Origin of the sequence: Bacillus sp. 220_BSPC, assembly GCF_001054655.1 — a bacterium.
Classification (GTDB): domain Bacteria; phylum Bacillota; class Bacilli; order Bacillales; family DSM-1321; genus Peribacillus; species Peribacillus frigoritolerans.
The window spans coordinates 1-11,364 of record NZ_JVPL01000023.1; the positions used below are offsets into that span (position 1 = coordinate 1).

12 protein-coding genes and 1 pseudogene are annotated in these 11,364 nt (G+C 41.7%); 5 read left to right on the plus strand and 8 right to left on the minus strand.

What is annotated here, in order from left to right; all coding sequences use genetic code 11:
• Positions 1-129: 129 nt before the first annotated feature.
• Positions 130-343, plus strand: a pseudogene (locus ADA55_RS29060) (transposase); the annotation flags it as partial.
• Here the strand turns inward: ADA55_RS29060 and ADA55_RS01555 are convergent.
• Positions 344-2,200, minus strand: coding sequence for an SLC13 family permease (locus ADA55_RS01555; RefSeq protein WP_065421092.1), 1,857 nt, complete (start codon positions 2,198-2,200; stop codon positions 344-346).
• A gap of 163 nt (positions 2,201-2,363) precedes the next feature.
• Here ADA55_RS01555 and ADA55_RS01560 point away from each other — a divergent pair, with 163 nt between their 5' ends.
• Complete coding sequence (locus ADA55_RS01560; protein ID WP_048678194.1) at positions 2,364-3,227, plus strand: metallophosphoesterase; 864 nt, start codon at positions 2,364-2,366, stop codon at positions 3,225-3,227.
• 171 nt (positions 3,228-3,398) lie between these two features.
• On the opposite strand, the gene crcB is transcribed toward ADA55_RS01560, so the two are convergent.
• Both crcB and ADA55_RS01570 read right to left on the minus strand, forming a co-directional pair.
• Positions 3,399-3,761 carry a fluoride efflux transporter CrcB gene (crcB, locus tag ADA55_RS01565; protein ID WP_048678196.1) on the minus strand — a complete coding sequence of 121 codons (363 nt, stop codon included), beginning with the start codon at positions 3,759-3,761 and terminating at the stop codon, positions 3,399-3,401.
• The gene (locus tag ADA55_RS01570; RefSeq protein ID WP_048678198.1) at positions 3,758-4,138 is read right to left on the minus strand and encodes a fluoride efflux transporter FluC; all 381 of its coding nucleotides are present in this window, start codon (positions 4,136-4,138) and stop codon (positions 3,758-3,760) included. Before ADA55_RS01570 ends, crcB begins: the two co-directional genes overlap by 4 nt.
• Before the next feature lie 162 nt (positions 4,139-4,300).
• On the opposite strand from ADA55_RS01570, the gene ADA55_RS29945 reads away from it, so the two are divergent.
• Positions 4,301-4,612 (plus strand): hypothetical protein, encoded by a 312-nt coding sequence (locus ADA55_RS29945; protein WP_375792910.1) that lies wholly within the window; start codon positions 4,301-4,303, stop codon positions 4,610-4,612.
• A gap of 290 nt (positions 4,613-4,902) precedes the next feature.
• The gene (locus ADA55_RS01580; protein ID WP_048678200.1) at positions 4,903-5,409 is read left to right on the plus strand and encodes a YkyB family protein; all 507 of its coding nucleotides are present in this window, start codon (positions 4,903-4,905) and stop codon (positions 5,407-5,409) included.
• A gap of 55 nt (positions 5,410-5,464) precedes the next feature.
• Here the strand turns inward: ADA55_RS01580 and ADA55_RS01585 are convergent, their stop codons facing one another.
• Together ADA55_RS01585 and corA are read right to left on the minus strand one after the other, a co-directional pair.
• The gene (locus tag ADA55_RS01585) at positions 5,465-6,370 is read right to left on the minus strand and encodes a chemotaxis protein (protein ID WP_048678203.1); all 906 of its coding nucleotides are present in this window, start codon (positions 6,368-6,370) and stop codon (positions 5,465-5,467) included.
• A 317-nt stretch (positions 6,371-6,687) separates the two neighbouring features.
• Entirely contained in the window at positions 6,688-7,662 is a 975-nt protein-coding gene (gene corA, locus ADA55_RS01590; protein ID WP_048678204.1) for a magnesium/cobalt transporter CorA, read from the minus strand.
• A 154-nt stretch (positions 7,663-7,816) separates the two neighbouring features.
• Here corA and ADA55_RS01595 point away from each other — a divergent pair, with 154 nt between their 5' ends.
• Positions 7,817-8,965, plus strand: a complete 1,149-nt coding sequence (locus ADA55_RS01595) for an aminotransferase A (RefSeq protein WP_048678205.1) — start codon at positions 7,817-7,819, stop codon at positions 8,963-8,965.
• A gap of 100 nt (positions 8,966-9,065) precedes the next feature.
• Here the strand turns inward: ADA55_RS01595 and ADA55_RS01600 are convergent, their stop codons facing one another.
• From ADA55_RS01600 to ADA55_RS01610, 3 genes are all read right to left on the minus strand, one after another.
• Entirely contained in the window at positions 9,066-9,431 is a 366-nt protein-coding gene (locus ADA55_RS01600) for a hypothetical protein (RefSeq protein ID WP_034314117.1), read from the minus strand.
• Positions 9,432-9,496: 65 nt separating this feature from the next.
• Positions 9,497-10,399 carry an NAD(P)-dependent oxidoreductase gene (locus ADA55_RS01605; RefSeq protein WP_226990375.1) on the minus strand — a complete coding sequence of 301 codons (903 nt, stop codon included), beginning with the start codon at positions 10,397-10,399 and terminating at the stop codon, positions 9,497-9,499.
• A 6-nt stretch (positions 10,400-10,405) separates the two neighbouring features.
• A complete protein-coding gene (locus tag ADA55_RS01610; RefSeq protein WP_048678207.1) occupies positions 10,406-11,191 on the minus strand; it encodes an SDR family oxidoreductase in 786 nt (261 codons plus the stop codon).
• Positions 11,192-11,364 lie beyond the last annotated feature (173 nt).

Below are 11,364 nucleotides of genomic sequence, written 5' to 3' on the forward strand. Positions count from 1 at the left end.
TCGCTTTTCCCGCAGGAGTCTCGTACCTTCCGTTCCAATCAACTTTGTTTAACTTTTAGATAGAACCCTTTGCCTAAAGTCTTCATGGTTTTAAATAGAATTAATAAAACTTGATGTGATTAGGATGCATATCTGTGTCATCATCAAGATAAAAAACCTATATATGCTAACGTAAAGAAACGATTGAGCTTGTATCCGCAGATGCAAAAGAAAAGCATGGTATGCATTGAATACTTTAAGGGGACTTAAAAAATTGTCGATTGCTGCGATGCTTACTTTCCCTGCGATTAATTCAAAGAAACCGAAGGCATTGTCCATATATGGAACAATGCCTTCGGTCTGATCAGAAAGGGAAAAACCATGGTATCGTGATCACCATGATAACGCCAATGAAGATCTGTATGGATATCCCGATCATGATAAAATCTTTATGCTTGTAATCACCTGCCGTCATGACAAGCGCGTTGGTAGTGGCAACCCTTGGAGTGGATAACGCCAAACTGCCAGCAACGGCAAGGCATAGAAACACAGGAAGTGGATCGATTCCTTGATTAACCGCAGATGTCAGGGCGATGGGCGTCATGATAACCGTCGCGGCTCCATACGGGATGAATTGGCTCAGGATTAGTGTCAGGAGGTAAAAGACCGCTAAAATGCCGTGTGCTCCGATATTACTGAATAAAACGGCCAGCCAATCACTTATCATTCTCACTCCACCCGTATTATCCAATGCAGCCGTTATTCCGAACATGGCGGCTATCAATAGCACAGGTTCCCAGTTAATCTTTTGGTAAGCATCCTCCATCGAACGGACACAGCCAGTAACCACCATCAACAATGCGGCCGTCAATACCGACAGTACAGCAGGGACGGACTCCATCGATAAAAGAATGACCATCAAAGCAGTGATTCCCAAGGAAATCCAAGCTTTGCCCTTGGAATGCACCGGAGAGCCATCTTCCGATGTACTCCCAATAACGATGACATCCTGCAAATCCGAGGAAATCCTTTCAATGTTCTCCCATTCTCCATGTATCAGGATTGCATCCCCCGGTTTCAGGCGTTCCGTTCCGACATCCGCTTGAATATATTCGCCATTCCGATTGATTGCCAGTACATTACATTGGTATTTCTCACGAAAATGGACATCAATCAAAGTTTGATTTTCATAATCCGAGTTCGGGACGATCAATATTTCCGTCAATCCAAATCTACTGCTAAGAAAATGTTTCTTTATTTGTTCGGTATTGAAATGTTTAAATTCCAGTTCATAGTTAAGTGCCAATCTCTCAACTGCTTCTTCTTCTCCAAACACCAAAATGATATCTTCAGGGTGAAGAACCTCATCCGCCCTGGCTGAAATCGTCTGCTGCCTTTGCAACAGCGGCAATTGCTTATCCTTTGGCTTCCGCTGGATTTCAATTAAAGTCAATTCATACTGAATAGGAAGCTGGAGGTCCGACAGCCTTTCCCCAACAATATCGGAAGTAGCGGGTATATGCAGATAATGCAATCGGTCATATACTTTGTACATGCCGGCAAGCTCCCCTGCCGACAGTCCCTTTACACTATTGTTCGCGGCAATGGTCTTCTCGGGAAGCAACAGGCGTCCGAGTGTCAACATGAAGAATAACCCTGCTGCAAAGGCGACTAAGCCCACAGGTGTAAAATCAAAAAATGATAAATTCCCTATTCCATTTTGCCGTAATACATCAGCGACGATCATATTGGAGGGAGTACCTGTAAGTGTTAATAGCCCTCCAATACTGCTTGCATAGGCAAGGGGTAATAAATACCTTGTCGGACTTGTTTTTTGTTGTAAGGCCATGCTCATGACGAGCGGTAGCAGTATGGAAACAATTCCAGTTCCGCTTAAAAAAGCACTTAATATTCCTGCTGTCAGCATGACGATAAGCAGCGATTTCCATTCACTGCCCCCACATAAACCCAACAACTTATTTCCTGCCTTTTCCACGATTCCTGTATTTAACAGGCCGGCACCGACTATAAATAGCCCAGCCAGCATGATGACCACTTGATTCGCAAAACCGGCCACTAGTTCATCCAATGTAAGAATCCCCAGTAACCCCAGAATGGATAGTGCACTAAGTGCAATTAAATCTGCTCGAAATTTTCCTTGTATAAAAAGCGCAATCGCGCATAGAAGTATAATCAGTGTAATAAACATTGGTTCGGTCATCATGTTACCTCCGTATAGATGTTCAATTTCAAACCGGATACGGTTTCATCAAACCCCAGTTTACATGTTTTTCATAGGCTTATAGAAGATATTTTCTTCAATTTATGTATATTGTTTGTTAGTATGAGGAAGTAACATTTTTATATTAGATAGGTTGATTAATTTGAATAAACCCATTTCCAGAAGAACATTCTTAAAGAAAAGTCTTGGTACTTTGGCTACCTTAACCGGTTTAGGTATTGGCGGAAACTATTATGCCCATAATTTGGAGCCGAAATGGCTGGAAACCAAGCATAAAATCATCAGCCATCCGCTTATCCCAAAAGGTTTTCATGGCATGAAAATGGTCCAATTCAGCGATACGCATTTAGGCTTCCAATTTCAGCTTAAAGATTTACAAGCAATTGTCAATAAGATAAACGAACTGGACCCTGATGTTATTTTATTTACTGGTGATTTAATGGACCAGCCTAATAAATACAAGGCTCACCAGAAAATCCCTCTCGTTTTGAATCAGCTCAAAGCGCCGCTTGGAAAATTCAGCATCTATGGTAACCATGATCATGGGGGATATGGCTCAGAAATTTACAGCGATATCATGGAAAAATCCCATTTTACCATGTTGCAAAATACCTCAGCTAAGATAACCTTATTATCGGCTGAAGAAATAATCATTGCCGGTGTTGATGATGCCATGCTAGGAAAGCCGGATTTTGAAAAAGCCCTTTTAGGCATCCCGAAAGAAGTGTTCACCATCATGCTTTCACATGCCCCTGACCTTGCCGACATATCAAGGACTTACGACATCCAGTATCAAATAAGCGGTCACAGTCATGGAGGTCAAGTGCAAATTCCCTTCGCCGGTGCCCTAGTAACTCCCCCATACGCTGAAAAGTACCGGGAAGGCACGTATGAAATCGATTCATTAACCTTACATGTTAATAGAGGCCTTGGCACTACCCGTCTCCCCTATCGTTTTCTTTCACGTCCGGAGTTAACTGTTTACGAATTCCAAGCCGAAAAATGATAGAAAAAGAACACAGGGGAAAACAGCCAGACTTATTAACAAAACCTGTGCGGATAAAACAACTTGTTGCCATGAATCATTTGTAATCGACTCTTATGAATTATAGCATTAGATGTATATCTGAGAAAACCAGGTTTTTTTTACCAGTACCCGTGGTAATTGCCATAAAGGTCATACCATAATTAAATAGCCACATAGGAAAGTGCCGATACAACCTAAAACAGACACCGTTATATAGATAAGGCAATCTATATAACGGTGTTTTCTAATAAGTTCAAGGGTTTCCATACTGAATGTTGAAAAGGTCGTAAAAGCGCCCAGGAAACCTATCGTCAGAAAAACCTGCAAAGATAAAGCCCAGCTTTCTTTCTGTGGCAACACCATTCCCAGCCCAAAGGATCCTATAAGATTAATCAGTAAAATGCTAACGGGTATCGAGACGGCTGGCAATAGCCTATTAAAAATAATCTGCAAGACATATCTAGAGGCCGCCCCAAAAAAGCCTCCTATAAAAACTGAAAGAACCTCAATCAAAGAGTCTCACCTCTCCGTTTTTTAAACAGGCCCAGTCCAAGGAAACCAGCGGCCAAACCAAATAAAAGCGTGGCCCCAAGATACATTCCCGCCAATGGCAGAGAAGTTTGCAGGAGATTCACCACTTCCTGAGAAAATGTGGACATCGTGGTAAAACCGCCGCAAAACCCGCTGCCCAGCGCCAAAAAAACAAATGATTTCTTTTTCGAGGCGAAATACCCATTTATCATTCCAAGTAAAAAGCTGCCTACTATATTTATTAAGAGGGTTCCAAGCGGGAAGAAGGAATGGCCGGCAGTCAAGATTACGCAATAACGCAATATCGCTCCAGCCGCTCCTCCAAAACCGACTGCAAAAATGCTTTTAAACCGATCCATCAAGGTCACCCCAAATTTTTATCATAAGTAGATTCATTATAACAGATTAAGATGAAACAGGCTCTTTTCTTAAAAAAATCCATACTATGTAAAGAATTTGAGAAAAGGAGGCTAATTATGCAAACACAGTATTTACCTTACTATCACTATCCACAGACCATAATGCTGCCGAACGATTACAGAAATGCATATGGGAATGAATATGGACCTGAATATTGGAATGACGAGCGCTTCTTTCCTTTCTTTCCTCTATTGGCTCCTGTAGCTTTTGTTGCAGGATTGGCAATTGGACCGTTGCTATTCAATAACCGTCCACCTGTCTATCCTCCATATCCTCCTCCATACCCGCCCGCCTACCCTCCTTACCCTGCTTATCCAGCGTACCCTCCCTATCAAGGCTTTCAGGGTTACCAGCAACAACAATTCGGCGCCCAGGCTGGGGTATCTGAAAATATCAATATCTACACTCAATAAGAGTTGGACAGAAGGCGACATAAACGCCTTCTTTTTCTTGGACCAAAAGGAGTCCGATTGAATTTTACTTCCCTATATATTTTGAAGTGGTATAATATGAAAATGAATAGATGGTAAAGTGTTGGGAAATGATGGTCATACCCGAGAGGTGTACATGCTTAATTTTTTCACTATTTTCTGCCTGGTTGCACACCCGTCTCTATTTCAACCAATATATAAAACAGTTTTTTCCTGAAGGAAGTCTGTATGTAACGTCCTTCTAACCTTATTAAGAAAAGGAGTTTCCACTAATGAACCAAACGAAAGGACATTCTGAAAGGGATGAGTTTTCGATAAACTCCCTTGCCCAAGCCGTGTTTATTGTCAATAAACATGCAAAGACTGCATTGGAGCCAAAGAATTTATATAATTTAAAACGGCTCGCATTAAGCAAGCTTATGCAAGAAGGAAAAGCGAAGAAGATTGGACTTCATTTCTCTGATAACCCTCGCTTTGCAGCACAGCAATCCGACGTCATTGTCGAATGCGGATCATATGTTTTTCATTTACCTCCCACTAAGGAAGATTTGAAAAAACTACCCCACCTCGGCAGCCGGGCAGCCTCCATACGGAACCCTAAAGCCGCGTTGTCATTATCCAAGGCCAAACAGATCCTGCAATCTTACGTTGGACAAGCAGGTGAAAAACAACCGAACACAACCAATACCGAGAAAAGGGCTCACGGGCGCAGGGCGGTCAAGCAACCTTTTAACAATCCATTCCCATCTACCTTTTTAGGAAAAGGTTCCAAGTATTGATCATTGATAAACCAAACGGGCCGTGAGGTAACGCCTCATCGGCCCGTTTTCACATTCATAATACCAATCTGTCTATCAACTTTATAAGCTCTGCAATTTCAGGCTTGCTGATTTGCGCGTCAGCCCCTACGACCTGACCTTTATGACGCAGGCTGTCAGTAATCAATGAAGAGAAAATAATCACCGGCAGCCCAGCGAGTTCCCCGTTTTCCTTTATTCTTCTAGTCAAATGATGTCCATCCATCTGAGGCATCTCAATATCGGTAATCACCAGTTGCACTTCATCTTCAACCACTTTTCCTGATTCAATCAAATTCTCAAGATAATTAAATGCATCAAGTCCATTCTCATAAAACTCCAAGTACTTGAATCCTGCTTCTGACAATGTATCGAACAGCAGCTTTCTCAGTAATGGTGAATCTTCAGCAATCAGGATTCTCTTGTCAGAATTTTGACGGATACCAAGCTTTTTTACCTGTTGGATGTTTATTCCTGATTCTGGATTGATTTCGACCACTATTTTTTCAAAGTCGAGTAACAGTAACATTTCACTATTTAATTTTATTACTCCGATAATCTGACTTTCAAGGCCCTGATACATATCCGAAGGCTTTTCGATTTGGGACCAGGAAATACGGTGGATCTGTGTTACGGTATGGACATGGAAAACCACTTTTTGCTGATTGAATTCAGCCACTATGAATTTATCCTGCTCAGGAGTTTCAGATGGCGGAAACCCTAAAGCATCCGCGACATTCACAACTGGCAGTACTTCTCCGCGAAGCTCGATGATTCCCTCCACATTTGGATGGGAATGAGGGACAAGCGTGATGGGGACAGGATTGATGATTTCCTTCACCTTAATTACGTTAATGCCGAATTTATTCTTTCCGAGACCGAATTCCACTATCTCAAGCTCATTCGTTCCACTTTCCAGTAATATTCCTTTATTTGCTTCCATTGTTTCATCTCGCCCTTCTGCCTTTTCATTTCAAAATTCCATAAATCATTAAACCGCCAGGAAAAATATCATGGTTTCATCAATGAACTCATACCTAATAATTCGGTTAAATATTTCTTTTGTTTAGAGCATGGATAAAAAAATCCAGAAGTGATCATTCATTAAAGCCCAAACAAAAAAGGGACCCATCTGAGTCCCCCTTATTCCAAGCTCATTTTTCACCACTGTCATTCCGCCGTTCGTATGCCTATCCCTTCGATATAAACCTCTGCCGCGCAAACAAAATACTGAATACTCACCAATTTCTCAACTGAGTCTTATCTCTTTCGCGACCTTTTCTTAGGATTGAGCCAACCTTTTTTTACAAAGAATAAAAACATCATCAAGGCGATACCGCCCATCGTTCCAAGAATGAGGAAATAGCCATAATGCCAATTTAATTCCGGCATATATTCAAAATTCATCCCATATACGCCCACTATGAAGGTCAGCGGCATGAAAATGGTAGTGATGACAGTCAATGTCATCATCGTTGAATTCATATTATTAGAGTTCACAGATAAATAGCTATCACGGATATCGGACGAAAAATCTCGATACGATTCAAGCATTTCAGTCAATTTAAGAAGATGATCGTACACATCATTAAAATAAAGATGCTGATCTTTCAAGTAATTCAGACGCTCCGATGAAATCATTCTGTACAATAAATCACGCATCGGCAATATGGTCCGACGGAGCCTGGACATATCTGTACGTAAATCGAAAAGCTGATCCATCAATTCGTTAATCGCGTCATTTTCAGTATTTTCCTCTATGCTGCCCAATTCGCTTTCAATTTTATAAACAGGCGGGAAGAATTCATCGACGATCCTGTCAATTATCCTATGCAATAAGAAAAATGGACTTTGCTTTAACATTTTATTACCGGCAATTTCTTCCCATACCTTTTCCAGTTCAAGTAAATCTTCCTTATGAAAACTGACTATCCATTTTTCACCAACAAACATATCCAATTCCACTGCTTTAAATACCTTCTCCCTTAAAGCATGAATCACAAGAAATTGGTAGCCTTCATAAAAATCCATTTTGGGACGTTGATTAAAATCATCCAGGCAATCTTCAATTGCCAGCGGATGAAAGTGAAAATGATTGGTTAAAAGTTCGATTTCCTTGTTTGTGGGATTGGAAAAATCCACCCAGTACCACTCGATTTCCGGATTATCCATTTCCGTTAGCGGTAAACCAAAACTGACTTCATGATTTGAAGTAATTGCGCAAGTCCTTATCATATGTATCAACCCTCAAAATTTTCTTATCATACATTATACCTTTAATTCATTAATCACAAAAAGTTTTCTCCCCCTCCAAACTAAATGATAAAATAGAATGAATGAGTCAAACAGGACATCATTCATGTAGTTAGAAAAGGGAGGATATTCATAGATGGAACATTTAATAAACCCTCTAGTAAAAGACGTTCAAATTTCAGGAATCCGTAAATTCTACAATATGGTCGCTGATATCGAAGGCACCATTTCCTTAACGATAGGGCAGCCTGATTTTCCAACTCCGATGCATATTAAAGAAGCGGCAAAACAAGCCATCGATAATGACTATACCGTTTATACTCACAATGCGGGCTATATGGAATTAAGGGAAGCCGCTTCAAATTATGTAAAAGATAAATACAAGCTTAACTATGATCCGGCGACTGAAGTGATCGTGACCTCTGGTGCCAGCGAAGGCATAGACATTACATTTCGGACGATCCTCATCCCAGGGAACGAAGTAATATTACCAGGTCCGGTATATCCGGGATACGAACCCATCATTAAGATGTGCGGCGCAACACCTGTTTATGCCGATACAACAAAAAATGGATTCCGTTTGACGGCAGATATACTTGAAAAGTACATAACTGAACACACTCGGTGCATCGTTCTGCCCTATCCATCGAATCCGACCGGGGTTACATTAACTGCCGAAGAATTATTGGACATTGCCGAACTTGCCAGGGGCAAGGACATCTTCATATTGGCTGATGAGATATACAGTGAGCTGGTATTCGATCAGGAGCATGTTTCGATTGCCACTTTCTTAAAAGAACAAACCATCGTCCTGAACGGATTGTCCAAATCCCATTCCATGACCGGATGGAGGATCGGCCTTCTGTTTGCGCCTGCAGCCATCTCTCAGCATCTCCTGAAGGTTCACCAATACAATGTGACATGTGCCGCCTCCATATCGCAGAGAGCTGCCTTGGCAGCATTGACGGCAGGCAGAAATGATGCAATACCCATGAAGACTGAGTATGCACGGAGACGGGAATACGTGTACAGCCGCTTACAAGCGATGAAACTGGAAATAGTCAAACCAAATGGTGCCTTTTACTTTTTTATAAAGCTGCCTGAAGGCTATGCCTCTTCCCTTGATTTTTGCCTCAAGCTTGTTCAACAGGAAAAAGTGGCAGTGGTCCCTGGAGATGCCTTCTCTCCCCTTGGCGAAGGGTACTTCAGGATATCTTATGCCTATTCCATGGAGACCCTGGAAAAGGCCTTGGACCGTATTGAAGCTTTTTTATCTAAAAAGTAATCGCAAAAAAATAGTGGCCTTCAATTGAATGGACAATTGAAGGCCACTTTCCAATGTTCAAGGATGTCAGGCTACCTAAGTTTTTTCACCTTGCCGCCAACTAATACAATCTTCGTAAAAAACGAATTTCCCGATATCCTTCTTCCTTATTTGTCGTGGTAAGGCTCACTTCAACGATGGACCCAAGTAAATCAGCCATCACTTCTTCAAATTCCTTTGCGGAGCGCGGCTTTGAAAAGCCTAAGCTCTTCAATTCGCGCATCAGTATCTGAAAACCGGCATTCGTTTCGATATGACTGAATTTCACCGGCAAGATTAGCGGACTTTCATTCATTAATTTCAGATCCCAACGAATGGGCTTTGTTTGATGAATGGTTTTTTCTCGTTTAAAACCTTCAATCCTTACAATATATCGACCATCTTCTAATTCCTGGAATTTCATATTGATATCATCGAATTCGCCCATAGCTTTCACTCCTTTTTGTAAAGGCTGTCGCTATCAGCTTATTCATGATAAAGAAATGCTAGCACTTAATTATAATGTTTATATAATGCCTGCGTACCGCTATTTTCTTCGCCAGCTTCTGCCAGCCCCTCATACAGGGATTTGCTCAGGCTTAATCCAGGAGCGTCCATTCCCATTCTTTCCGCTTCATCAAGTGCAATCTTCATATCCTTGATAAAATGCTTAATATAAAAACCAGGTTCAAAATCCCCTTCAACCATCCGCGGTACGAGATTGGACAATGACCAGCTCCCGGCAGACCCTGATGATATGCTTCTTAATACCCGGTCCGGATCCAACCCCGCCTTTTTGGCATAGGAAATCGCTTCAGTCACTCCGATCATATTGGATGCAATGGCGATTTGATTGCACATTTTCGTATGCTGTCCTGAGCCAGCCGGGCCTTGATGGACAACATTGCTGCCAAGGATATCAAAAATGGGCCGGACCGCTTCAAATGCCTCACTAGACCCGCCGGCCATGATCGTGAGCTTTGCATCACGAGCACCGATATCTCCACCGGAAACCGGTGCATCCAATGATTCCATGCCCCTTTTCTTCGCTTCCTCTGCTATCTTCACTGCCAAAGTTGGAGTCGAGGTCGTCATATCGATTAAATAAGTTCCTTGTTTCCCGTTCTCGATAAGGCCATTTTCCCCAAGATAGATTTCTTCCACATCACTAGGGTATCCCACCATGGAAATGATCACATTAGCATTTTGCGCAATTTCCTTTGGAGCATCTGCCCACTTCGCTCCCTGTGAGAGCAGTTCACTTGCCTTATCTTTCGTCCTTGTATAAACAAATACCCCATACCCCGCCTTAAGCAGATGTGCGGCCATGCTTTTTCCCATAACTCCTAAACCAATGAAGCCGATCACTTTGTTCGATTGCATCAATGCAGATTCCTCCCAATCATTTTGTTTCAAAAAAACTTAAATGGACTTTATCATTCCTCCGTCAACTAAATAGGACTGCCCCGTTATATATGTATTAGCACCTGAAACAAGGAAAGTAACGAACTTTGCAAATTCCTCGGGTTCCCCATAACGCCCAAGAGGGATTTTGTTAATGGATTGTTCAGTCATCTCCTCAGGAGTGACGCCTTGTTTCTCTGCATTCATCTTATCAAGGTGCTGAACGCGATCCGTTGCGATTCTTCCTGGACCGACTGTATTGATCAAAATCCTGTCTGGTGCTAATTCTGAAGCCAACGTCTTCGACAAACCAACGATTGCCGTCCGGAATGTATTCGATAATATCAGTCCTGGAATCGGTTCCTTAATGGATGAAGAAGCAATATTAACGATTTTCCCGCCTTGTTTTTTTAAATGTGGCAAGCTCTCACGGATCGTCCTTATGAAGCTTAGTAAATTAAGTTCAAAAGATTGTTGCCATTCTTCATCATTGAAATCTGAAAAGGAACCTCCTGGAGGACCTCCGGCATTATTAATAAGAATATCGATACCGCCGAATTCTTCAGCGGTTTGCGCAACCAGGCTTTTAATATCTTCAGCTTTTGTTATATCCGTTACCATATAAGAAACTTTACCCGTCCCAAGCTGCGATAATTCCCTTTGTACGGCGGCTAGCTTTTCTCCATCACGGCTGGCTAGCATGACATTTGCTCCTTCTTTAACCAATTCGGCTGCCATAGCCTTCCCCAAACCTTGACTTGAAGCTAAAATCAAGGCATTTTTCTTTTCCAAATGTAATTCCATATCATATCTAACCTCCATATTCTTAAAAATATAATTCCATTATATCGTTATAACCGTAAAGTGAAAAATCTGAATAATCATTCTTATGATTTTTTATTTGCAAAAAAAAATAGCCGGTTGGATAACCAACCGGCTTCAAAGGGGGAAATGAGAATGTCAGCTGCCCTAAAAGA

Bases quoted from the DNA above. Each gene is read 5' to 3' on its own strand.
- ADA55_RS01570 (WP_048678198.1), bottom strand. From the start codon at position 4,138: ATGGATCGGTTTAAAAGCATTTTTGCAGTCGGTTTTGGAGGAGCGGCT.
- ADA55_RS29945 (WP_375792910.1), top strand. From the start codon at position 4,301: ATGCTGCCGAACGATTACAGAAATGCATATGGGAATGAATATGGACCT.
- ADA55_RS01580 (WP_048678200.1), top strand. From the start codon at position 4,903: ATGAACCAAACGAAAGGACATTCTGAAAGGGATGAGTTTTCGATAAAC.
- ADA55_RS01610 (WP_048678207.1), bottom strand. From the start codon at position 11,191: ATGGAATTACATTTGGAAAAGAAAAATGCCTTGATTTTAGCTTCAAGT.
- ADA55_RS01595 (WP_048678205.1), top strand. From the start codon at position 7,817: ATGGAACATTTAATAAACCCTCTAGTAAAAGACGTTCAAATTTCAGGA.
- ADA55_RS01555 (WP_065421092.1), bottom strand. From the start codon at position 2,200: ATGACCGAACCAATGTTTATTACACTGATTATACTTCTATGCGCGATT.
- corA (WP_048678204.1), bottom strand. From the start codon at position 7,662: ATGATAAGGACTTGCGCAATTACTTCAAATCATGAAGTCAGTTTTGGT.
- ADA55_RS01585 (WP_048678203.1), bottom strand. From the start codon at position 6,370: ATGGAAGCAAATAAAGGAATATTACTGGAAAGTGGAACGAATGAGCTT.
- ADA55_RS01600 (WP_034314117.1), bottom strand. From the start codon at position 9,431: ATGGGCGAATTCGATGATATCAATATGAAATTCCAGGAATTAGAAGAT.